Annotated in this window: 19 protein-coding genes and 1 pseudogene; 11 read left to right on the forward strand and 9 right to left on the reverse strand. The window is 72.0% G+C overall.

Annotated features, from left to right (window positions below; genetic code table 11):
• Nucleotides 1–66: 66 nt before the first annotated feature.
• Nucleotides 67–1,527, reverse strand: a complete 1,461-nt coding sequence (locus tag OG852_RS06870; RefSeq protein ID WP_330347362.1) for an MFS transporter — start codon at nt 1,525–1,527, stop codon at nt 67–69.
• Between the two features lie 133 nt (nt 1,528–1,660).
• Between OG852_RS06870 and OG852_RS06875 the strand changes: the two genes are divergently transcribed.
• Both OG852_RS06875 and OG852_RS06880 read left to right on the forward strand, forming a co-directional pair.
• Nucleotides 1,661–2,116 (forward strand): MarR family winged helix-turn-helix transcriptional regulator, encoded by a 456-nt coding sequence (locus OG852_RS06875; RefSeq protein ID WP_133915639.1) that lies wholly within the window; start codon nt 1,661–1,663, stop codon nt 2,114–2,116.
• Nucleotides 2,117–2,128: 12 nt separating this feature from the next.
• Nucleotides 2,129–2,773, forward strand: a complete 645-nt coding sequence (locus tag OG852_RS06880; RefSeq protein ID WP_443064510.1) for a TetR/AcrR family transcriptional regulator — start codon at nt 2,129–2,131, stop codon at nt 2,771–2,773.
• A gap of 126 nt (nt 2,774–2,899) precedes the next feature.
• On the opposite strand, the gene OG852_RS06885 is transcribed toward OG852_RS06880, so the two are convergent.
• A complete protein-coding gene (locus tag OG852_RS06885; RefSeq protein WP_330347363.1) occupies nt 2,900–4,294 on the reverse strand; it encodes a glycoside hydrolase family 43 protein in 1,395 nt (464 codons plus the stop codon).
• A 237-nt stretch (nt 4,295–4,531) separates the two neighbouring features.
• Here OG852_RS06885 and OG852_RS06890 point away from each other — a divergent pair, with 237 nt between their 5' ends.
• The 4 genes from OG852_RS06890 (at nt 4,532) to OG852_RS06905 (ending at nt 8,361) form a co-directional block, all read left to right on the forward strand.
• Nucleotides 4,532–5,953 (forward strand): amidase, encoded by a 1,422-nt coding sequence (locus OG852_RS06890; protein WP_133915727.1) that lies wholly within the window; start codon nt 4,532–4,534, stop codon nt 5,951–5,953.
• Nucleotides 5,954–6,002: 49 nt separating this feature from the next.
• Nucleotides 6,003–6,221, forward strand: a complete 219-nt coding sequence (locus OG852_RS06895; RefSeq protein WP_208117277.1) for a hypothetical protein — start codon at nt 6,003–6,005, stop codon at nt 6,219–6,221.
• A gap of 144 nt (nt 6,222–6,365) precedes the next feature.
• A complete protein-coding gene (locus tag OG852_RS06900) occupies nt 6,366–7,847 on the forward strand; it encodes a flotillin family protein (protein ID WP_133915641.1) in 1,482 nt (493 codons plus the stop codon).
• 67 nt (nt 7,848–7,914) lie between these two features.
• Entirely contained in the window at nt 7,915–8,361 is a 447-nt protein-coding gene (locus OG852_RS06905; protein ID WP_133915642.1) for a type II toxin-antitoxin system PemK/MazF family toxin, read from the forward strand.
• 22 nt (nt 8,362–8,383) lie between these two features.
• On the opposite strand, the gene OG852_RS06910 is transcribed toward OG852_RS06905, so the two are convergent.
• Entirely contained in the window at nt 8,384–9,199 is an 816-nt protein-coding gene (locus OG852_RS06910; protein ID WP_133915643.1) for a TIGR02452 family protein, read from the reverse strand.
• A gap of 242 nt (nt 9,200–9,441) precedes the next feature.
• On the opposite strand from OG852_RS06910, the gene egtA reads away from it, so the two are divergent.
• Genes egtA through egtD form a run of 4 tightly spaced genes read left to right on the forward strand, consistent with a single transcriptional unit; the run spans nt 9,442 to nt 13,815 of the window.
• Complete coding sequence (gene egtA / locus OG852_RS06915; protein ID WP_330347364.1) at nt 9,442–10,761, forward strand: ergothioneine biosynthesis glutamate--cysteine ligase EgtA; 1,320 nt, start codon at nt 9,442–9,444, stop codon at nt 10,759–10,761.
• Nucleotides 10,758–12,077: an ergothioneine biosynthesis protein EgtB gene (gene egtB / locus OG852_RS06920; protein ID WP_330347365.1), complete on the forward strand. Its 1,320-nt coding sequence runs from the start codon at nt 10,758–10,760 to the stop codon at nt 12,075–12,077. The genes egtA and egtB overlap by 4 nt, the downstream gene beginning before the upstream one ends.
• On the forward strand, nt 12,077–12,856 hold the full coding sequence (gene egtC / locus OG852_RS06925) for an ergothioneine biosynthesis protein EgtC (protein WP_133915646.1): 780 nt from the start codon (nt 12,077–12,079) through the stop codon (nt 12,854–12,856). The genes egtB and egtC overlap by 1 nt, the downstream gene beginning before the upstream one ends.
• A complete protein-coding gene (egtD, locus tag OG852_RS06930; RefSeq protein WP_133915647.1) occupies nt 12,853–13,815 on the forward strand; it encodes an L-histidine N(alpha)-methyltransferase in 963 nt (320 codons plus the stop codon). Before egtC ends, egtD begins: the two co-directional genes overlap by 4 nt.
• A 10-nt stretch (nt 13,816–13,825) precedes the next feature.
• Here egtD and OG852_RS06935 read toward each other — a convergent pair whose 3' ends face one another.
• Nucleotides 13,826–15,268, reverse strand: coding sequence for a glycosyl hydrolase family 28-related protein (locus OG852_RS06935; RefSeq protein WP_330347366.1), 1,443 nt, complete (start codon nt 15,266–15,268; stop codon nt 13,826–13,828).
• Between the two features lie 98 nt (nt 15,269–15,366).
• Between OG852_RS06935 and OG852_RS06940 the strand changes: the two genes are divergently transcribed.
• Nucleotides 15,367–16,068, forward strand: coding sequence for a CDP-alcohol phosphatidyltransferase family protein (locus OG852_RS06940; protein ID WP_133915649.1), 702 nt, complete (start codon nt 15,367–15,369; stop codon nt 16,066–16,068).
• Between the two features lie 21 nt (nt 16,069–16,089).
• Here the strand turns inward: OG852_RS06940 and OG852_RS06945 are convergent.
• From OG852_RS06945 to OG852_RS06965, 5 genes and pseudogenes are all read right to left on the reverse strand, one after another.
• Nucleotides 16,090–16,506 (reverse strand): annotated as a pseudogene (locus OG852_RS06945) (adenylyltransferase/cytidyltransferase family protein); the annotation flags it as partial.
• Nucleotides 16,503–18,152 (reverse strand): fibronectin type III domain-containing protein, encoded by a 1,650-nt coding sequence (locus tag OG852_RS06950; RefSeq protein WP_330347367.1) that lies wholly within the window; start codon nt 18,150–18,152, stop codon nt 16,503–16,505. The pseudogene OG852_RS06945 and the gene OG852_RS06950, both read right to left, overlap by 4 nt.
• Nucleotides 18,153–18,237: 85 nt before the next feature.
• Nucleotides 18,238–19,779 carry an oligosaccharide flippase family protein gene (locus OG852_RS06955; protein ID WP_330347368.1) on the reverse strand — a complete coding sequence of 514 codons (1,542 nt, stop codon included), beginning with the start codon at nt 19,777–19,779 and terminating at the stop codon, nt 18,238–18,240.
• Entirely contained in the window at nt 19,776–21,356 is a 1,581-nt protein-coding gene (locus OG852_RS06960) for a hypothetical protein (protein ID WP_133915651.1), read from the reverse strand. The genes OG852_RS06955 and OG852_RS06960 overlap by 4 nt, the downstream gene beginning before the upstream one ends.
• Nucleotides 21,353–22,825: a hypothetical protein gene (locus OG852_RS06965; RefSeq protein WP_330347369.1), complete on the reverse strand. Its 1,473-nt coding sequence runs from the start codon at nt 22,823–22,825 to the stop codon at nt 21,353–21,355. The genes OG852_RS06960 and OG852_RS06965 overlap by 4 nt, the downstream gene beginning before the upstream one ends.
• Nucleotides 22,826–23,019 lie beyond the last annotated feature (194 nt).

Genomic DNA, 23,019 nt, shown 5'->3' on the forward strand with positions numbered 1-23,019 from the left:
GACAGGAACAGAGAAAGGGGGCGCCCGGTGGCCGGGTGCCCCCCGATGTGTTTCGGACGACGTGGGTCAGACCTTGGCGGTCTGCTCCGGCTCGGTGGCCGGGTCCGTCGCCTCCGTGCCGGCCGCCGCGGCCCGGGCGGCCGGGATGACGGTGGCGATGGCGGCGGAGACCAGGGCGAGGCCGCCGCCGACGAGGAGCGCGGTGCGGAAGCCGTCCTCGGAGGCGAAGGTGTAGCCGCCCATGGTGGTGGTCATCTGGGAGAGGATCACGCCGATGACGGCGGAGCCGATCGAGGTGCCGAGCGAGCGCATCAGGGTGTTGAAGGCGTTCGCGGCGGCGGTCTCCGTCAGCGGTACCGAGCTCATGATCAGCGCGGGCATGGCGCCGTAGGCGAGGCCGACACCGCTGCTGGTGATGATCGTGACGAGCATGACGCCCCAGGCGGAGCCGATCAGGGCCATGGAGGCGAAGTAGCCGGCGGCCAGCACCAGGGCGCCGCAGATCAGGGTGAACTTCGGGCCGCGGGCGTTGGTGAGCTTCCCGCCGAGCGGTGAGACCACCATCATCATCAGCCCGCCGGGGGCCATCCACAGACCCGCGGCCAGCATCGACTGGCCGAGTCCGTAGCCGGTGGCCTCCGGGAACTGCAGCAGCTGCGGCATCACCAGCATGCTCGCGTACATGCCGAAGCCGATGAACACCGAGGCGAGGTTGGTCAGGAGCACCCGGGGGCGTGCGGTGGTGCGCAGATCGATCAGCGGGTCGGTGGTGCGGATCTCCCAGACGCCCCAGCCGAGCACCACCACGAGGGCGGCGGCGAACAGACCGAGCGTGGTGCCCGAGGCCCAGCCCCAGTCCGCGCCCTTGGAGACGCCGAGGAGCAGGCAGACCAGACCGATGCCGAGACCGATCGCGCCGGGCAGGTCGAAGCGCTGGCCCTTGGCGCCGGCGGGGACGTCCGGGACGAGCAGGAAGATCAGCACGGCGACGACGGCGGCCAGGGCGGCCGAACCCCAGAAGAGCGCCCGCCAGTCGGCGTACTGGGCGACCGCGGCGGCCAGCGGCAGGCCGATGGCGCCGCCGATGCCCATGGAGGCGCTGACCAGCGCGATGGAGCCGCTGAGCTTCTCGGCCGGTACGACGTCCCGCAGCAGGGCGATGCCGAGCGGCACCATGCCCATGCCCATGCCCTGGAGACCGCGGCCGACGATCATCGTCACGACGTCGGAGGCGAAGGCGCACACCACGGAGCCGACGACCAGTGGCACGGAGCAGGCGAGCAGCATCCGGCGCTTGCCGACCAGGTCGCCGAGGCGGCCGACGACCGGGACGCACACCGCCGCCACCAGCAGGGTGACCGTGATCACCCAGGCCGCGTTCGAGGAGGAGGTGTCCAGGATCCGGGGCAGCTCGGCGATGAGGGGCGTGACCAGCGTCTGCATGATCGCCGCCGTGGTGCCGGCGAAGGCCAGCGTGGCGATCACGGCTCCTGGGCGGGCCGTGGGCTGGGGAACGGGGGCGCCCATGGGGGACTCTCCTCGGTGAAGGGGTGGGGAGGGGACGTACGGAAAGGGGATGCGGGAAGATGTGCATCGTACATGTCGTGTGTATCAACCACATGACGTGGCCCGTGCACACCCGTATGCCAGGATGAGCCCCATGGAGACGCCCACCCATGAGGTCGAGTACGAGCAGATGCTGCTCAGCCGTCACACGTTCCTCAACCAGCGGGGCGGCCGCCGCAAGAACAGCCTCATGGAGCGCAGCGCGTACATCCTGCTGAGCAGGATCCGGGTGCAGGGCCCGATGTCGATCGGTGAGCTCAGTGACGCCTTCGGCCTGGACGCCTCCACGCTGAACCGGCAGACGGCGGCGGCGATGCGGTCCGGCCTGATCGAGCGCATCCCCGATCCCGGGGGCGGGATGGCCCGCAAGTTCCGTCTCACCGAGGAGGGGCTGCGGCTGCTGGACGCGGAGCGGGAGGGGATCGTCGACATCCTGGGCCAGGTGATGCACGACTGGTCGGACGACGACATCGCCGCCTTCGCGAGCTATCTACGACGCTTCAACAACGGCATCGAGGCCATCGGCGGCCGCCCCTGGCCACGCCCCTAGCCTCCTGCCATCATGAGCAAGCGGAACGGTGTCTCGCTTGATGGAGCGAGAGAGGAGGAACGGGCGGTGAAGGACGCCGAGCGCGGCGCGGGGCAGGCGGCGCGACCGCAGCGGGCGGACGCGCGGCGGAACAAGGAGAGCCTGCTGGACGCGGCCGCCGCGATCTTCGTGGAGTCCGGCGTGGAGGCGCCGGTGCGCGACATCGCGGCGAAGGCCGGTGTCGGCACGGCCACGATCTACCGCCACTTCCCCACGCGGGCGGATCTGATCATCTCGGTGTACCGGCACCAGGTCGAGGCCTGCGCCGAGGCGGGACCGGCGCTGCTGGAGACCGGCCCGACCCCCTACGCGGCGCTGCGGCGGTGGATCGACCTCTTCACCGACTTCCTGGTCACCAAGCACGGGCTCGCGGCCGTGCTCCAGTCCGACGACGCCGGCTTCGAGGGCCTGCACCGCTATTTCCTCGACCGGCTGATGCCCGTGTGCACCCGGCTCATCGAAGCCGCCGTCGCCTCCGGCGAGATCCGCTCCGGCGTCACGGCCTACGAACTGATGCGCGGTGTCGGCAATCTCTGCATCGGCGCCGAGCACGACGCCCGCTACGACGCCCGCCGCCTGGTCGACCTCCTCGTCGCGGGACTGCGCCGACCGCACTAGGGGGTGCTCCGAAAGTCCTGTGCGGTGCCCGCGGTGTCCGGTGCGTGCTCTCGGCGTGCTCCCGGGACTCGACGCCGGGCCGGTACGACGGTCCGAGCCTCGGCGGGAGGCTCGGACCGCGCGGTATCAGGCCCAGGCGGTCACCGGCAGGAACGAACTGTCCTGCCGGAACAGGTCCGTTCCGTCCGACACCGCCACGCTGAGCTGGTAGTTGTAGTGCCGCAGGTAGTAGCCGGGATAGTTGTACGACTCGAAGCGCACCGAGCCGCTCGCCGTACCGGTGCGGGCGATGAAGGTGGCGTCCTTGGCGAAGGTCGAGGTGCCGTCGTTGGCGTCGAAGCGGGCGCGGAAGTTGTAGTGGCGCAGGTAGTTGCCGGACGAGTCACGGAACGAGTAGCCGCCCGAGTCGGCGAGGCCCGCGACGACGGTGAAGGTCGACGCCGTCTTCTCGCCGCTGGTGCTGGAGCTGGTCACCACCGGGAGGTTGAGCAGCGAGGACTGCGTCTGCCAGTACCGCGTCGTGTAGTTGACGGACCGGAAGGAGCGGGTGGCGTTCTTCGTGATGCCGGGGCCGCCGGACACCGTCTCCTTGATGACGGTGAAGTGGCGGGCGGTGCCCGAGATCGCCGGGAGGGCCTTGGGCGCGCTCCAGGTCGCGAAGGAGTCGGTGCTGTCGCTGTAGTAGTAGCTGCCGTCGCCGTAGCCGTCGAAGAAGATCCGCCAGGTGCCGTTGTCGAGCTGGATGACGGAGGGGCCCTCGCGGTAGCTGCCCCAGCCGGCCCAGTCTCCCGTCCTGGAGATCGTGTAGGGGCCGGCGAGGCTGCTCGCGGTGGCGTACTCGATGTACTTCGTCGTCTCGTTCTTGGTGAAGGCGTGGTAGGTCGAGCCGACCTTGACGATGTACGTGTCGATGTGGTTGGAACCGATGCCGGACAGGGCGACCGGTGAACTCCAGGCCGTCAGAGCCGTGTTGGTGGCCTTCAGCAGATACGGGGTGAAGATCCACTCGTCGCTGGTGAGCGAGCAGGACACGATGACGTTGACGCTGCCGTCGCTGTCCACGAACCACTCCGGCGCCCAGGCACGGGAGAGGTTGGTGATCGGGACCGTGTAGTCGTACAGGAACGTCCAGGTGACCCGGTCGGAGCTGCGGGCGAAGCCGATCGTGGTGCTGACGTCCTGCCAGGTGTGGGTGGTGTAGGTGAGGTAGTAGTAGCCGTCGGTGTGCTTGAAGACGCTCGCGTCGCGGATGCGGTTGGCGGGCGGGGTGTAGGCCGAGGACTGCACCAGCCGGAAGTCGGTGGCGTCGTCGGACTGATAGACGTTGACCGTGCCGTCGTTGCTGTTGAGGAACGGCACGATCGTGTACCGGGTGGCGGAGCCGGCGGCCGGCGCGGCGGCGAGGGCGGTGCCGAGCAGGCCGGGCAGCTCGCCGAGGACGAGTGCCGAGGCCGGCAGGACGGCCATCGCGCGCAGCAGGGCTCGGCGGGACGGGGACGCGGCGGGGCGGGGTGCAGTCATGGTCGGCTCTTTCCACTACGGCTCAGTAGTCCGACATACCGAACAAGGTTCGGAAAGTCGGTCAGAACGTAGGGGCGGGACAGGGGCACGTCAATGCTTTGCGCAGGAACCGCCGGTGCCTGTGGTGCTGCTGTGACGGCCTGTCAGCCGACAGGCCGCCGCGCGCCGTTCCGTCATCCGCCCCCGAGACGTTACCGTTCGGTAGTGTCAGACGACGTCGTCCCGGAGGTGCCCCGTATGACGCCCGACCGTGCCGCCGGCCTCGCCGAGACCGCCCGGGCGCTGGCCGCGGGCGAGATCTCCTCGCGCACGCTGGTCGAACAGACCCTGGCCCGGATCGAGGCCACCCAGGGCACCCTCAACGCCTTCCGGATCGTCCGCGCCGAGGCCGCGCTCGCCGAGGCCGAGGCCGCCGACCGGGAGCTGGCGTCCGGAGCGCGCCGGCCGCTGCTGGGCGTGCCGGTCGCCGTCAAGGACGACATGGACGTCGCGGGGTCGCCGACCGCGTTCGGCTGCGCGGGCGAGCATCCGCCGGTCGCCCGGGACGGGGAGGCGGTACGGCGGCTGCGCGCGGCCGGGGCGGTCGTCGTGGGCAAGACCAACACCTGTGAACTGGGACAGTGGCCGTTCACCGAGGGCCCGGCCTTCGGCGCCACCCGCAATCCGTGGAGCACCGAGCACACCCCGGGCGGCTCCTCGGGCGGCTCGGCGGCCGCGGTGGCGGCGGGCCTGGTGCCGGCCGCGCTGGGCTCGGACGGGGCGGGCTCGGTCCGCATCCCCGCCTCCTGGACGCATCTCGTCGGCGTCAAGCCGCAGCGGGGCCGGGTCTCCACCTGGCCGCGCGGCGAGTCCTTCCAGGGCATCACCGTCAACGGCACCCTCGCCCGCACGGTCGCCGACGCGGCCCTGCTGCTCGACGCCGCGAGCGGCAACCACGACCTCGACCCGCACCGGCCGCCCGCGATCGACGCCTCCGCGGCGGCGCGCCGCGACCCCGGCCGGCTGCGGATCGCGCTCTCGCTGAAGCCGCCCTTCACCGCGGTGCCCGCACGGCTGACCCCGGAGGTACGGGCGCGGGTCGTCGAGCTGGCCGGGCACCTCGCCGACCTGGGCCATGACGTCGAGGAGGCGGACCCGCCGTACGGGCGGATCGGGCTCACCTTCGTGCCCCGGGCGACCGCGGGCATCGCCGAGTTCGTCGCCGACGCCCCCTTCCCCGCTCTGCTCGACCCGCGCACCCGGGACGCGGCCCGGCTCGGCCGGCTGCTGGGCGGCGCCCCGCTCAGGGCGGCCCGCCGCGCGGAGGCGGTCCTGCACCGTCGTATCGGCACCTTCTTCACCTCGTACGACGTGATCCTCGCGCCGACCACGGCCGCTCCCCCGCCGCGCATCGGCGCCATGCTGCATCTGAGCGGGTTCGCCACCGACCGCGCGATGATCGCCGCCTGTCCCTACGCCTGGCCGTGGAACGTGCTGGGCTGGCCCGGCGTCAACGTCCCCGCCGGTTTCGCGCCCGGCGGACTGCCGGTCGGCGCGCAACTGCTCGGCCCGGCGCACAGCGAGCCGCTGCTGCTCTCGCTCGCCGCGCAACTGGAGGCGGAGCTGCGCTGGCACGAGCACTGGCCCGAGCCGCTCGTCGCGGACTCCCCGGCCGTATGACCGTGCCCTCACCGCTGACCCGCGCTCCCTCCGCCCGTACGCTGTGACCATGGACGATGCGTCGATGGTCGGGCTGATGGGGCGGGTCACCGGGACGATCGGTCCGGGGCTCGTCGGCGAGGTGATCGTCCGGGTGCGCGGCGGGGCCGAGCACTTCCTCGCCTACGCGGCGGACGGCACCGGCCGGATCGAGCGCGGCCGGGTGGTGATGGTGGTCGAGTACCTCCCTCCGAGGACCGTCTACGTGACGGAGGCGTACGACAGTTGAGCCGGCTGCGGCGCAGGTGAGAGCCGTGTCGGCCATGTGTGCGTCAAGATTGCAACAAGGATTGGTGAGCGTCTTCACCCGGCGCGCGCACAGGCGCACACTCCCTTCGTTCGGTGCCGAAAGGGCACCATGCAAAGGGGGCGTATGCCGATGGTTGTCGGCGTCGTTGCGGGAATGGCGGTCGCCGCCGTTCTCGTTCTGATCGGTCTGTTCAAGTTGATGTGGCGGGTCGCGGAACCCAACGAGGCACTCGTCATCTCCGGCTCCAAGCACCGTGTGGAGGGGCTGGAGGAGGGCATGGGCTTCCGCATCGTCACGGGGCGCGGCACGCTGGTGATGCCCGGCGTGCAGGTGGTGCGCAAGCTGTCGCTCGACCTGAACGAGACCGAACTGCACGTGGACTGTGTGACGCACCAGGGCATTCCGCTGAAGGTGCGGGGCGTGGTCATCTTCAAGGTCGGCGACGACTTCGTGTCGATCGCCAACGCCGCCCGGCGCTTCCTCGACCAGCAGAGGATGATGTCGGAGCGGGTGCACAACGTGTTCGCCGGTCATCTCCGCTCCATCGTGGGCGGGTTGACGGTCGAGGACATGATCCGGGACCGGGAGAAGCTCACGGGGCAGACCCGTGCCGCCTGCGGCACGGAGATGGAGAAGCTCGGTCTGATCGTGGACTCGCTGCAGATCCACGAGATCGAGGACCCGACCGGGTACATCCAGAACCTGGCGATGCCGCACGCGGCGGCCGTGCAGCGGGACGCCCGGATCGCGCAGGCGGAGGCGAACCGGCTCGCCACGGAGGCGGAGCAGGCCTCGTTCGCCCGGATGGCGGAGGCCACCCGCGACAGCGAGATCCTCCAGGCCGGCTACCAGGCCGAACGGGACAAGGCGGCCGCGAAGGCCCGTCAGGCGGGCCCGCACGCGGAGGCGGCCGCCCGGCAGGAGGTCGTCGTCCAGGAGACCCGGGTCGCCGAGCTGGAGGCGCACCGGCGCGAACAGCAGCTCCAGGCCGACGTCCGCAAGCCGGCGGACGCGAAGGCGTACGAGAAGCGCACGCTGGCCGAGGCCGAGCGTGACGCGCGGATCTCGGCCGCCGAGGCCAAGGCGAGGGAGACCGAGCTCGCGGCCGCCGCCGAGGCGACCCGGGTGAAGACCGCCGCCGGCGCCGAGGCCGAGGCCACCAAGACCCGGGGTGCGGCCACCGCGGCCGCGACGCGGGCCACCGGTGAGGCCGAGGCGGCCGCCGCCCAGGCCAGGGGTCTGGCGGAGGCCGAGGCGACGAAGGCGCAGGGTCTGGCGGAGGCGGAGGCCATCAAGGCACGGGCCTCGGCCCTCGCCGAGAACCAGGAGGCCGTCGTCGCCCAGCAACTCGCGGAGAAGTGGCCGGAGATCGTCCAGGCGGGCGCGTCCGCGTTCGGCAACGTCGACAACATGGTGCTGCTCAACGGCGCCGACGGCATGGCCGAGTTGTTCGCCAAGGCGCTCACCATGGGCGGCACCGGGCTCGGGCTCGCCCGTCAGCTCCTGAGCTCCATGAACCAGAACGGGCAGGCCCCGGCCGGGACCTCGCCCCTGAACGGAGTCACGGCGCCGCCGTCGCAGAAGGTGCAGGTCGAAGGGAAGTGACACAGGCGTGAGACGTCCATGGGGGCGGCCCGCGGACCGCCCCCATGGCTCCCTCTACAGTTCCCCCGTGACCGCTTTCGCCGAAGAGAACGTCCCGGGCCGCTTCGGCCCCACCGCCACCACCGAGGCCGACCCGCGCGAGGTGGGCCGGGTCCGCACCGAGTACTCGCCCGCCCACGACGGCGACCCCGATCCCGGTGAGATCGTCTGGACCTGGGTGCCCTTCGAGGAGAACGACGGCCGGGGCAAGGACCGCCCCGTACTCGTCGTCGCCCGGGAGGCCGGCGGTACCCTCCTCGCCGTCCAGCTCTCCAGCAAGCGCCACGACGACGACCGGGAGTGGGTGGCGATCGGCAGCGGCCCCTGGGACCGCACCGGGCGGGACTCCTGGGTGGACGTCGACCGCGTCCTCAGGCTCCACGAGGACGGCATGCGCCGCGAGGCCTGCGCGCTCGACCGGGGCCGGTTCAACCTGGTCCGGCAGCGGCTGCACGAGCGCTACGGCTGGACCTGAGCCCTACGGCCGGGGCCGGCCCTCACCCACCCTCGAACACCCGCTCGAAAGCGGTCCGGACCACGGCTCCCGGAGTGCGGTCCAGCACTCCGAACACCACTCGCTCGAACCTCTGCCCGAAGCGCCCGCCGGGGCCGAGCAGCGTCCGGAACGCCCCGGCCACCTGCGCGGGGTCGTTGCGGAACACCCCGCAGCCCCAGGCACCCAGCACCAGTCGCCGGTAGCCGTGCGCGGCGGCCGTCTCCAGGACCCGCTCGGCGCGGACCGCGAGGGCGCCCGGCAGCTCCGGCGCCCGCTCGGGCGCCGTACGCAGGACGACGCCCGCGTTCGGCGCGGCCGAGGTCAGGAATCCGGCGGTGTACGGCTCGTCGAGCAGCCGTCCGCGGTCGTCGCGGAAGACCGGGACGGCCGGGGAGTGAATGACCCGGTCGGTGTAGAAGGGGTCGCGGTGGGCCCGGTGGTGCTCGTAGAACTCACGGGCCTCGAGGAGGCACGTGTACAGCGCCGAGGCACGGCACAGGGCCTCCTCCTGCGCCTGCGCGCCGTTCAGATAGCCGCCGCCGGGGTTGCGGGCGGAGGCGAAGTTGAGGACGGCGACCGGTGCGCCCGCGAGCCGTCGGGCGGCCTGTGTGCTGCTCTCACCGGTGACCTCGACCGACGTCACGGCGGCAGGTGCCTCCGGGACCGGAACGGACTTCGGTCCCACCATCGCGGTCCCGGCGCGGGCAGCCCCGATCACCGCCGCCAGGTCCACCTCGCGCCCGCCGGGCGAGCGGTAGCCCCCGGCCCTGACGATCTCCTCCGTCTCGCGCGCGATGCCGCGCAGCCGCGTACTCATGCACGCATCGTGATCGACCCCGGACCGGCCGTGCAAGGAGATTTTCCGGGACCGCGAACACCCCGCGAACGTGCGGGAAACAGCATGTCGTCAGCACGGAATCGAAGGCCCGACGCCCCAAAAGCACCACTGTGCACCCTTGTGCGATTCGGATCGAGGGTCTTGGGTGGGACGAGTGACGCCGAGTCCGGCGGCCCGTACGCCGGACCGGTGGCATGGTGGAACCTCAGGAGGATCCAGACATGTCAGATTCGGTCAGCGACTGTACCGAGATATCCGAAAACGACGACTGTACGGCCCCTCGCACGGCCCTCTCCGAAGCCGAGGTGGAGGCCCTCGTCCGGGGCATCTGCTTCAAGACCGGCCCGCCCCGCACGGTGGGTGTCGAACTCGAATGGCTCGTCCACGAGCTGCGCCGGCCGTGGCTCCCCGTGACACCCGAACGACTCGCGGCGGCCTACGCCGCACTGGAGAGCGTGCCCCTGGCGTCGGCGCTCACCGTCGAGCCCGGCGGCCAGCTGGAACTCAGCTCGCCGCCCGCCGCCTCCCTCACCGAGTGCGTGGGCCTCCTCTCCGCCGATCTGGACGCCGTCCGCGCGGTCCTGCGCGAGCACGAGCTCGTCCTCACCGGCCTCGGCACCGACCCCTGGCACACCCCCCGCCGGTTCCTGAGGGAGCCGCGCTACGACGCCATGGAGACCTGCCTCGACCGCACCGGCCCCGCCGGACGCGCCATGATGTGCACCTCGGCCTCCGTACAGGTCTGCCTGGACGCCGGCTACGAGGGGCCCGGCCCGCTGGGGCACGAACGGCGCTGGTGGCTGGCGCACCACCTGGGCGCCGTCCTGGTCGCGGCCTTCGCCAACTCCCCGCTGCTGCGTGGGAACCCGACCGGCTGGCGGTCCACCCGGCAACTGCTGTGGATGGAGATCGGCGCCGGCCGCGCCGGCGCCCCCGCCCTGGACGGCGAGCCCCGTGACGCCTGGGCCCGGCATGTGCTGGACGCGCCGGTGATGTGCGTACGGCGCGACAGCGGGCCCTGGGACGTGCCCGAGCGGTTGACGTTCCGCGAGTGGACCCGCTCCGGACGGCCGACCCGGGAGGACCTCGACTACCACCTGACCACGCTGTTCCCACCGGTCAGACCGCGCGGCCATCTGGAGCTGCGGATGATCGACGCACAGCCCGGCGACGACGGCTGGATCGTGCCGGTCGCCGTGACGACGGCCCTCTTCGACGACCCGGAGGCAGCCGAGGCCGCCTGCCGTGCCGTGGAGCCGCTGGCCGCGCGGGGACTGCCGCAGCCCGCCCCGCACAATCCGCTGTGGATCGAGGCGGCCCGGTACGGCCTGACCGACCCCGAACTGCACACGGCCGCCGTCGCGTGCTTCGCCGCGGCTCTGCGCGCCCTGCCCCGGCTCGGCGCCTCCGCCGGGATCGTGGACGCCGTCTCGGAGTACCGGGACCGCTATGTGCTCAAGGGCCGCACCCCCGCCGACGACCAGCTCGACAGCCTGCGCGGCACGGACACCCGCGCGTACGGGAAGGACCCGCGCCCATGACCACCGAGCACGTCCCGGACGCCGACACGCTCCGCGAGCGGGCGCTGACCACCCTCACCACCGCCCGTGACCGCACCACCTTGCTGACCACCTGTGTCGAGGACCCGGACCTCACCGCCCAGCACTCCCCGCTGATGTCCCCGCTGGTCTGGGACCTCGCCCACATCGGCAACCAGGAGGAGCTCTGGCTGCTGCGCTCCGTCGGCGGCCGGGAGCCGATGCGTCCCGAGATCGACGGCCTGTACGACGCCTTCGAGCACCCGCGCGCCGAGCGGCGCTCGCTGCCGCTGCTGCCGCCCGCCGAGGCCCGCGCCTACGCGGCGGAGGTACGCGGCCGGGTGACGGACCTGCTGGAGTCGGCCGACTTCCACGGCACCCGGCTCACCGAGGCGGGATTCGCCTTCGGGATGATCGCCCAGCACGAACAGCAGCACGACGAGACCATGCTGATCACCCATCAGCTCCGCACGGGCCCGCCTGCCCTCACCGCCCCGGACCCGGAGCCGGCTCCTCTGTTCACCGGCCCGGCCGAAGTCCTGGTCCCCGGCGGCCCGTTCACGATGGGCACCTCCACCGAGCCCTGGGCGCTGGACAACGAACGCCCCGCGCACCCCCGTGAGGTGGCCCCCTTCCACATCGACACCACCCCCGTCACCAACGCCGCGTACCAGGCGTTCATCGACGACGGCGGCTACGAGAACGAGCGCTGGTGGACGAAGGAGGGCTGGGCGCACATCAGGCGGCACGGCATCCACGCCCCGCTGTTCTGGCACCGCGACGGCCGGCAGTGGCTGCGCCGCCGGTTCGGCATCACGGAGGTCGTCCCCCGGGACGAGCCGGTGCTGCACGTGTGCTGGTACGAGGCCGACGCCTACGCCCGCTGGGCGGGACGCCGGCTGCCCACCGAGGCGGAGTGGGAGAAGGCCGCCCGCTTCGACCCGGCGACCGGCGGCTCGACGCGCTACCCGTGGGGCGACGCCGACCCCGCGCCCGAGCACGCCAACCTGGGCCAGCGCCATCTGCGCCCCGCCCCCGCCGGCAGCTACCCGAAGGGCGAATCCCCTCTCGGTGTACGCCAGTTGATCGGCGATGTCTGGGAGTGGACGGCGAGCGACTTCCTGCCCTACCCCGGCTTTCACGCCTTCCCCTACAAGGAGTACTCGGAGGTGTTCTTCGGCCCCGACCACAAGGTGCTGCGCGGCGGTTCGTTCGCCGTGGACCCGGTGGCGTGCCGGGGTACGTTCCGCAACTGGGACTACCCGATCCGGCGGCAGATCTTCTCCGGCTTCCGCACCGCCCGCTCGGGGGCCGTCTGATGTGCCGTCACCTCGCCTGCCTGGGGCCCGCGGAGCCGCTCGGCCGGGTCCTCGTGGAGCCGCCGCACGGCCTGTACCGGCAGTCCTGGGCACCGCGGCGGCAGCGCTACGGGACGGTCAACGCCGACGGTTTCGGGGTGGGCTGGTACGCCGAGGGCGATCCGGTGCCCGCCCGCTACCGCCGTGCCGGGCCGATCTGGGCCGACCTGTCGTTCGCCGACCTGGCCCGGGTGGTGCGCTCCGGCGCGCTGCTGGCCGCCGTACGGGACGCGACCCTGTCCGGGGCCGACGCGGAGGCCGCCGCGGCGCCGTTCGCCGACGGGCCCTGGCTGTTCAGCCACAACGGGGCGGTGACGGGCTGGCCCGACTCCCTCGCGGTCCTCGTCCCCACCCTGCCCGCGGCCGGCCTGCTGTCGATGGAGGCCCGCACCGACTCCGCGTTCGTGTGGGCGCTCGTCCTGGCCCGGTTGCGGGCCGGGGACCCCGAGGGGCAGGCCCTGGCCGACAGCGTCCAGGAGGTCGCCGCGGCGGCCCCCGAATCCCGCCTCAATCTGCTGCTCACCAACGGCGCGACCATCACGGCCACCGCCTGGGGCGACTCCCTCTGGTACCTCACCGAGCCCGGCCGGCGCACGGTCGTGGCCTCCGAACCGTACGACGACGACCCGCACTGGCGGGAGGTCCCCGACCGCACCCTCCTCACCGCGAACCGCACCGAGGTCCTGCTCACGCCCCTCAAGGACCCGGTATCCGCACCACCCAAGGAGCCTCGCACGTGAGTCCGTTCCAGATCTCCCGCACCCTCCCCGAGGACGCCGCGGACGCGGCCCTGCGGGCCGACGTCCTGCAGGGCCTGACGGCCACCCCCAAGACGCTCCCGCCGAAGTGGTTCTACGACGCCCGCGGCAGCGAGCTGTTCGAGCACATCACCGAACTCCCGGAGTACTACCCGACGCGCGCCGAGCGCGAGATCCTCGTGGACCGTGCCGACGACATCGCCGGCGCCATCCGTGCCCGCACGCTCGTCGAACTCGGCTCGGGGTCCTCGGAGAAGACCCGCCTCCTCCTCGACGCGCTGACCGGCCTGCACACCTATGTGCCCGTGGACGTCAGCGAGAGCGCGCTCACGGGGGCCGGACGGGCCCTGATCGCCGAGCGGCCCGGGCTGGACGTGCACGGCCTCATCGCCGACTTCACCAAGGAGGTCGAGCTGCCCGACACGCCGGGACCGCGTCTGCTGGCGTTCCTGGGCGGCACCATCGGCAACCTCCTGCCGGCCGAGCGCGCGGTGTTCCTGCGCTCGCTGCGCGCCCTGCTGTCCCCGGGCGACGCACTGCTGCTCGGCACGGACCTCGTCAAGGACGAGCAGGTGCTGGTCCGGGCGTACGACGACGCGGCCGGGGTGACGGCCGCCTTCAACAAGAACGTCCTGGCCGTCGTCAACCGCGAGCTGGGCGCGGACTTCGACCCCGGGGCCTTCGACCACGTCGCCCTGTGGGACGCGCGCAACGAGTGGATCGAGATGCGGCTGCGCTCGCGCACCGAGCAGACCGTGAAGATCCCCGCGCTGGACCTGGCCGTGGACTTCGCCCCCGGCGAGGAACTGCGCACCGAGGTGTCGGCGAAGTTCCGCGAGGACGGGGTACGGGCCGAACTGGCCGACGCGGGGCTCGACCTGACCCACTGGTGGACGGACGGCGCGGGACGGTTCGCGCTGTCACTGAGCACCGTCCGCTGACCCCACGGCCTCACGCCGCGGGCGGGGCCGTTTGTGCCGGGACGGGCGCCGGGCTCGCGGTGCCGGACGGATCGGCGGGCGCCGTGCCCGGGCCCGCCGGTGACGCCGGTGCCGCCGGTGCCGCCGAGGGGGCGTCGCCCGGCACCGCCGGGGTGCGGTCCGTGAGCGGGTCGGGGGCGCCGGCCCCGTCCAGGCAGTCGACGAAGCTGACGAAGGCGGCCTGCGCGGTGCCGTCGGTGACGGCGAACTCCTCCTGGGGATGGCTGCGCAGCAGACACATGTCGTACCGGGCGAGGGTGGGCAGGGCCTCGCGCGCGCCGTCCGTCCGGTACTCGTGGCGGCCCATCAACTGGCAGGAGTCGTACCGGACCAGCGGCCCGCGCGGCCCCACGACATAGCGGTGCGGCCGCGCTTCGGGCGCGAAGTCCTTGAAGGCCAGGCCGGTGTCGTCGCAGTCGCTGAAGTGGACCGTGCCGCTCTTCCACGCGCAGTCGATGACCCGTGCGTCCGGGTTGCGCACCTCGAAGCGGATGTCCTGGGCGTGGAACCGCTGCACGGAGTCGTGGTGCCGGGCGACGGGGAAGCGGAAGAACGTGCTGGTGGTGCCGTACTCCTGGCTCTGCGGGCGGGTGCCCGTGATGATGTACGAGCCGCCCCGGCAGGTGATCGAGCCCCCGTAGGGGAACTCCAGGAAGTTGCCCCAGTCGTACTCGACCTTCATGTCGGTGAACCAGTAGTTGAGGAACTGGTCCTGGTCGTTGGGGTCCTGTCCGCGGCCGGTGACGCCCGAGTAGAGGAACGCCTTGCGGTAGGCGCCGCCGACCCGGCACGCCTCCCAGCGCATCTCCGAGTTGGTGTCCGTGCCGTCCAGGGAGATGCCGTACTCCCACTCCCCCATCCATTCGCACTCGGAGAACCGGTAGTCCTGGGCCTGCCCGGTGGAGTACGAACCGAAGAAGGAGGCGCCCGGGGTGGCCGAGCGGAACTGGATGCGTTCGAAGGCCAGGTTGGACCAGATGTTCTCGTTGCGGCACAGGTAGGAGCCGGGTCCGACGGGCGGGCGGAAGACGAGCGTGGTCATGCGTTTGCCCGCGCCGGAGAAACGCAGCCCGTTGACCGGGTGCTGGGGTGCGGCCCCGTTCAGCAGCGCGTTCGGGCGGGTGATGAGGAACTCGCCGGGCGGGATCTCGATCACGGTGCGGCCGATGCCCCGGGAGACCCGGGCGGCGGCGAGGGTGTAGGCGTACTCGAACGCGGCGGTGTCGTCGGCGCGTCCGTCGCCCACCGCGCCGAGGTCGCGGACGTTGATCACCCGTGAGAGCAGTCCGGCGGAGGCCGGGGCCCGGCCGCTTCCCGGTCCCGAGGCCGCGGACGCGCTGTGGGCGGTGAGGACCGTCGCACCGAGCAGGGTCACCCCGCCACGCAGAAGCTGCCGACGGCTGACAGGGGACATCCCGCCTCCCCGTTCTGCCATAATTGCCTTCTTTCCAGCGATTTCGTCAATTAAAGTGAATAAGACAGTAAAGAGAATAAAGTGAATTAAGGAGGGAAATGGCCGAGTTCGTCGAGGTTCTCAGGCATCTGTCGGCGGCACAGAAGCCCGCGAAGGGGGTCTCGCTCTACACGCGGTTCGTCAATCGTCCGGCCGGACGGGTCCTGGCCGCGCTGGCCTATCAGGTGGGGGCGACGCCCAATCAACTGACCGTCCTCGGCGCCCTGTTCACCTTTCCGGCCCTGGCCGCGGTGGCCCTGCTGCCGCCCACGCCGACGATGGGGGTCTGCGTGGGCGCGGCCCTGGCCGTGGGGTTCTTCCTGGACTCGGCGGACGGTCAGCTGGCGCGGGGCCAGCGGTCCGGCAGCCCGTCGGGCGAGTGGCTCGACCACGTCCTGGACTGCGTCAAGATCCTCGCCCTGCATCTCGTGGTGCTGGTGTCGTTCTACCGGTTCTTCACGCTGCCCGGCCCGCTGTGGCTGCTGGCTCCGATGGTCTTCCAGCTCGCGGCCGTGGTGATCTTCTTCGCCGGGATCCTGACGGAGAAGCTCAAGCGGCGGACACCGGGCGAGGTTCCGCCCGGTTCGCCCCCGGCGCTGCGATCCGTCCTGCTGCTGCCGGTCGACTACGGCCTGACCTGCCTCGGCTTCCTATTCCTGGGCAGTCAGGACGTCTTCCTTGCGGTGTACGCCACGCTGCTGCTGGCACACGTCCTTTTCATGGCCGCCTTCCTGGTCAAGTGGTTCCGCGAGCTGCGCTGAGGGGATCGCGGGCGGCTCGTGCGCGGCCAGCATCCTGAGCGCGCTGCGCAGCAGGGTGCTGGAGGTGTGCATGGTGTAGGGGAAGTAGGCGACCTCCACTCCGACCTCCCCGAACCGCCGCTCGTACTCCAGCCACTTGGGGGTGCCGCGCCAGTCGTCGCCCTTGAAGATGACGTGGAAGCCGACCCGCCTCCAGGTGATCAGCTTGTCGACCTCCGTCTCCACGATGGCGTCGTCGACGTACTTCACGCTGCGGACGATGTCGAGCCGCTCGGCGAGCGGTACGACCGGGACCTTCCCCTTCAGCCGCGCCGTCAGCTCGTCGGAGCTCACGCCCGCGACCAGCCGGTCGCAGTGCCGACGGGCCTCACGGAGGATGTTGAGGTGGCCGATGTGGAACAGGTCGTAGACGCCGGGGGCGAATCCGATGCGGGTCATCGCTTCCCACCCGTCCGTCGGTGCGCCGGCGGGACCGACTGGGACGGCTGTCCCGGCTGCCCCTGCTGGGCCGTCTGGGCGCCCTGGGCCGGGGCTCCCTGGGCCGGTGCGTTCGCGGTCTGCGCGGGCCTCTTCGGCACGTTCACGGTCAGGGCGCGCGACCGGGCCGAGGCGTTGGAGCCGTCCGTGACCTCGATGGCGTACTGGTGGCGGGAACCGGCCGGCACCGTGTCGGTCCAGGTCATCTTCGGGCGGTCCCAGAACGCGGAGGACTTGGCCTTGTGCACGACCAGCTTGCCGTCGCGGTAGATCCGGTACGTCAGCAGGGCGTCGTCACGGTCCCAGGCGGCCCGCCAGGCGAGGGTGACCTTGCCGGGCTCGGCCGCCGACAGGGACAGGGTGGGCGGTTCCTCCGGCGCGCCGGTGTCCTTGTCGCCGAAGCGTGTGAGGCCCTGCTGGGGCGACTCGTTGACCTCGGTGAACTCACCGCCCGCCCACAGGAAGCCCTTCGAGGCCACCAGGGCGCGGGGCCCGACCTGCTCGCCGAGGCCGCCGTCGGTGTCGGGGAACCAGTGCAGGATCCTGCGGTCCTCGACCCGCTGGGCCAGGAAGTGCTGGCGGTCGCCCCGGTCGGGGAAGCCGCCGGGCGTCTCGTTGCAGTCGTGGGCGTGCGAGGCGCTGTAGAGCACGCCGTTGTAGGGCAGGACGGACTGGGTGGCGCCGCGGCAGGTGTCGTTCCACACCATGAGGCCGGTGGCGGTCCGGCCCGCGATGCGGCCGTCGTAGATGCCCGGCCCGTGGCCCTCGGCGCCCACGAAGAAGCGGGAGTTGTCCTGGGCGATCGTCTTCACCGAGGACTGGCTCGGGAACCAGCCCGGGTAGGCGAGCACCGTGGCGCCGGTGACGGGGTTCAGGGTGACCAGGGAGCGGGCCGACTGGCCGTTGACCCTCTCGAAGTCACCGCCGACGAAGAGGCGCCCCTGAGGGAGCGCGGCCGACAACGCGCGGACCGGCTGGTCGAGTTCGGCCGCGAAGGGCAGCAGCGCGCCCTTGGGGGTGAGGGCGGCGATACGGCTGCGGGCCTGGCCGGAGACCCGGCCGAAGTCGCCACCGAGGTAGATCGCCTGGTTCGTGGGCTCGACGGCCCGGACGGTCGACGACACGGCCGGCCGGAAGTCCTTGCGCAGGGAGCAGTCGGAGGTGTTGAGCGCGACCACGTTGGCCGCCTTCTCCGAGCCGACGGTGTCGAAGGAGCCGCCGATGTACAGCACCCGGCCGTCCGGCGAGGCCTTCATGGCCCGCACGGTGTGGTTGTGCCCGGTGAAGGGCGGGGCGCAGGGCAGGAGTTTGCCGGTCGCCGCGTCGAAGGCGGCGAAGTTGCGGCGGGCCACCAGTTTCCGGCCCGGCGCCGCACCCGGCGGGCGGACCGCCTCGAACGATCCTCCGACGTAGACGACGCCGTTCGCGGCGGCCATCGACCAGACGATGCCTTCGGTCTGCCAGGTCGGCAGCGCATCGGCGGAGAACGTCTTCGGGCCGCCGTCGGCGGCCGCGGCGAGGGACGCGTCGAGCAGGGCTGCGGAGCACACGAGGGCGGTGACGGCGACCCTGGTGACCGGCTTCGAACGGAGCTTTCTCAGGTGCAAGGGAACCCCGGGTGGCAGTGGTTGGGAGTGGTACGAGTCGGGGACGCCCGCCGGGAGGGCCGGAACGCTGCGGCCGAGTCCGGTCTCATGCGGCGCGGCGGCGCAGCACTCCGACCAGCTCGCTCACTCTCAGCGACGTCCGATATCGCCACAAACTAATAGCAAATACACACATACCCAAGGCCATCCCCCCGGCGAGTCCTGATGGAGTGTCATCTCCACTCGTTCGGGCGGCTCCCAGCACCAGGGAGACGGTCAGGGCGGCACCGAGGGCGGTGACATAGCCGCGGTCGACGGTGGTGAAGCCGAGGCGAAACCGGATCAGCAGAGCCGCCGCGAGGTTCTCCACGACGATGGCCGCGCCCCAGGACACGGCGGCGCCGAGCACGCCCCAGGCCGGGACGGCGAGCACGCCGACGGTGAGCTGCACCGTGAACGCGACGGCGGTGACGGCCAGATGCCAGGAACTGCGGCCGGCCATCAGCAGCACGGTCTGGGCGTTGCCGACGGCGACGTTGACCATGGAGGCGGCGCACAGCACGAGCAGGGCGGGCGCGCCACGGACGAACTCCGGTCCGAAGGCGGACAGGAAGGTCTCGGGGAAGGCCGCGATCAGCACGAACAGCGGCCAGGAGAAGAGCACGATCCAGCACGTCGACACACGGTGCAGGGCGTGTGCCTCGGCGTCCTCGCCCAGGGCGAGCAGCCGGCTGATCTCCGGGGCGACGGCGAGCCGTACGGCGAGCTGGAGAAGCGTGCCCGCGGTGACGACCCGGCCGATCGCGGTGTAGACGCCCGCCTCCCCGGCGGTGGCCATGGCCGACAGCAGGATCACGCCGACCCACACGGCGCTGATGTCGAAGACGGAGGAGACCGCGCGGGGCGCGGCGAAGCTCCAAAACGTCCGCCAGGACACCGGCTCGCCGTCTGCCGCGCCGGTCGGGCCCCGGCCGGCCCGGCAGCGGCGCAGCGCGAACCAGGCGGCCACGGAACCGGCCAGCGCCGGGAGCAGCCAGGCCGAGGCCAGCGCGGTCAGGCTGGGCAGGAGGAAGGCGACCGGGAGGGCGATCAGCAGGCGCAGCGCCGGCTTGCCGATCTGCTCCACGCCGACGAACGGCACGACCGTGCCGTATCCCCGGGTGGCGCCGAGCAGGACCATGCCCACGGTGGCGATCGGCAGGAAGACACCGAAGAGCCGGACCAGGGGGACGGCGTCCGCCGGGGGCAGTTGGGGCAGCAGCAGGCGGGCCACGGTGGGCGACAGCAGCAGGGGCGCGGCGGCCAGGGTGGAGACGACGGCCGCGGGCAGGACGGCCATGCGCAGCAGAGCGGGCACCGAGCGGCCGTCGTGGAGGGCGAGGTCCCGGGGGACGAAACGGATCAGCCCGGCGTCGGCGCCGAGCTTGCAGGTGTTGCTGAGGATGGTGAAGACGGCGACGCCGGTGAAGATCACGCCCGAGCCGTCGGCGCCCACGGCGCGGGTGACCAGGCCGACCAGCAGGAAGGAGAAGACGGCGTTCCCGGCGGAACCCGCCATCCCCCACCAGCCTCCCCGGGCGACCGCCGCCACCGCGCGCGGGGCGTCGGCCCCGGCGCGGAGGGGAGCGGTCGTGTCGGCAGCGGTCACCGCCGGGAGATGGAGAAGGTGCCGTCCTGCGTGGGAAGTTCCATCGGCGCCGCGGAGGGGGGCACCGGACGGTACTTCGGACGGCGGCGCGGCAGCCGCAGCCGCCGGCGGGGCCGCGCGGCGTCGAGGACGGTGCCGAGGAGACGGCCGCCGGAGCAGTCGATCAGCTCCTGCACCTGACGCAGGTCGTCCTGCCGGGTGGCGCCGAGACCGACGACCAGCAGGACACCGTCGACGCGCTGGGCGACGGCGAGCGCGTCGGCGTGCGTGAGGAACGGTCCCGTGACGACGACGGTGGTGGATTCGGTGCCCGGCCGCAGTCGGCCGGCCTCGGTGGACAGGCCGGCGCGGGTGTGCGCGCCGATGCCGCCGCCGGAGCGGAAGGCGAGGCGTCCGCTGACGTCGGCGTCGACGAGGACGCTTCCGCTGGGCAGGAACGCCTCCTCCAGGGTGGGCGCCTCGTACGGCATCAGCGGCAGCCGGTCCGAGAGGCCGGAGGCGTCGGAGTCGGCGTCGACCAGGAGCACCTCTCCGCCGTACTCGGCGAGGGCCGCGGCCAGATTGGCGGCGACCTCCTCGGCGGCCTCGGCGTCCCGCGGGGCGACGACGAGCACCTGGCCGGGGCCCGAGGGGCTCTCGGCGCGGCGCAGCCGGAAGGCCAGGGCGCGGAAGGCCTCCGCGCGGGCGCCGCCGGTGCGGCCGACCTTCAGCAGCTCGTCCCCCGCGTCCTCGTCGTCGGGCAGCATGCCGAGCACCGGGGTGCGCAGCGCGCCGCGCAGCTCGCCGACCGAGCGGATCCGCGAGTCCAGGGCGGAGCGCAGCCAGGCCAGGAGCACGCCGAGCAGCAGACCGCACACCAGGCCGAGGGCGAGCAGGATCCGCAGGCCGGGGCCCACCGGCAGGTGGGGGGCGACGGCACGGCGGACGACGTCACCGGCGTCGGTGTCGCGGGACTTGATGTCCAGGACGCGCTTCTGCAGCGTGTAGAGCTGGCTCTGCGCGGCGGTCTTGGCGTCCTTCTGCTCCAGCTTCTCCTCGGCCAGTTGTTCGTTGAGCACCTGGATCTGCTGGTCGAGGGCGTCGGTGGCGCGCTTGACGGCGGCGTCGTTGCGGCTCTTGCGGTCGGCGAGGTAGGCCTCGGCGAAGGCGTTGGCGCCGCCCGCGGCGCGCTTCGGGGAGTCGGCGGTGAACTCGAAGCGCAGGACGCGGGACTTCATCGGGTTGGTGACCCGCAGCCGGGACGCGAGCGCGCCGGCCTGGCTCTGGGGCAGGCCGAGGACGCGGGCCACCCGGCGGGCGACCTCGGCGCTGGTGGCGACCTGCTGTTCGGTGGTCATGCTGACCTGGTTGTCGGCGGAGACCCCGACCGCACCGAACGGGTCGGCGGTGGAGCGCACCAGCACCTCGCTGGTGGCGGCGAAGGTGTGCGCGCGGTACTGGGCCAGCGCCAGCCCGCCGAGCAGTCCCAGGACGAGGCCCAGCGCGATCAGGGCGCGGTGGCGAAGGATGCGGCGCAGTTGGTCGCGTAGTTGGTCCGGCTCGTCGTACCGGTCTTCGAGTTGGATGGGGCCGGTCACGGGTGCCCTCCTGTTCCGGGGATCGATGCGTGACGGGGGGATGCGGCCGGCATCGCCGATGAGCGGAACCGGGATGCCCGGGCGTTGGGGCTGGTGATGAGGAGCGGTACGGCCAGCAGCAGGGTCAGCGGCCCCGCGATGGCGAGCAGGCTGCCGCGCAGGAAGACCATCTGGTAGAAGGCGAACGCCGGGACGAGCAGGGCCGCGAGGGCGCCCGGGTTCTCGCGCAGCCGGTGGCGGACGTCGTCCACCCGCCGGCCGAACGCGCCCAGCAGGAGGAACACGAGGACCACCGCGAGGGGGCCGGCCCACAGGTAACTCTCGATCCACAGGGGCGCGGAGAGGTTGTGGAACTCGTATCCGGCGTATTCGGCCAGGGTGATGCCGGTGTCCTTGGGTTTCTCCGGCCACATCGCGCGCGGCACCATGAACAGCGGGGGGCCGAGGACGTTCTGCGGGGAGAAGCCGTGGTCGTGCGCGTAGTCGACGCCGCTCTGCATCTGCTGGAAGGCGTCGTAGTCGCCGTTGGAGGTGAACTGCTCGGCGAGGGAGGCGACGGTGAGCGTCTCCCGGTCGTTGTAGCGGAAGTAGTCGCTGTAGGGGAAGACGAACAGCAGCGCGCCGAGGATCGCGGCCGCGGTGACCCGGAAGGCCCGGGGGCGGCAGAGCCGGGGCACCGAGAACAGCAGGGTCAGCAGGACCATGCCGGCCCAGAACCGGGGCTTGCTGATGGGGTTGTTGACGACGACGTTGAGGGCGAGCAGCACCGGCAGCAGCAGCCAGCGCACCGCCCGCAGCCAGCGGTCGCCGTCGGGCCGGCGCGGCACCCGCAGCAGACCGAGCAGCGCCCAGAACGCGGGCACCGACAGTGACCAGCTCAGCAGGGAGCGCAGGGAGGCGTCCTCCCCGCCTGCCTCGGTGATCGCCTGGCGGCTGGTGAAGTACGCGCCCAGTCGGCCGGGTTGGCCGGCGATGAGCACGGCGGCGAGGCCGAGCGCGAGCCCGCACAGGGCCAGCAGACGCCAGGGCGCGATACGGCGGGCGAGGACGCGCTCCAGGATCCCGGGCGGGGCGTTGTGTCCGCGCGCGCGTTCCCGGCGGGCGGCGAGGGCCGTTCCCGCGCTGTGGGCGAGCAGTCCGAGTTCGACGAGGGCCACGGCCCCGAGGGCGGTCGTCTCGCCGGTCCGGTAGGGCCAGGGGTAGGTGTCGGAGGCGAGCATCGCCAGACCGGCCAGCCCGAGCCAGATGTAGACGAAGACCCAGAAGCCGAGGGCGACGAACCGTACCCGGGACGCGGTGAGCACCCCGGCGAGCGCACCGCCGCTGTGCACCACGACGACGCCCTGCAGGGCGAGCGCGGGCGACGGGTGCGCACCGTGCGACTGGAGGATCAGCCCCGGCAGCAGGACCGTCAGTGTCACGGCCCAGAGGGAGACCGCAGCCACACTGCGGACGCGAGCGTCCTGCATCCCGGCCTCTCCGTCGAGCGAATATTTAGGCTGAAACATCACTGAAGGATATATAGCGCTTAGATCGCCCTAATCATCCCAGGCGCGCAGAAATCGCAAAATTCTCGGCGTGCCAATTACCTCAAATCATGACAAGTCTGCATAGCTTATCGGCCAACAGATCTCTCAGATCTGTCCTGGGATCCCGATTCGCA

Source organism: Streptomyces sp. NBC_00582 (assembly GCF_036345155.1).
Classification (GTDB): domain Bacteria; phylum Actinomycetota; class Actinomycetes; order Streptomycetales; family Streptomycetaceae; genus Streptomyces.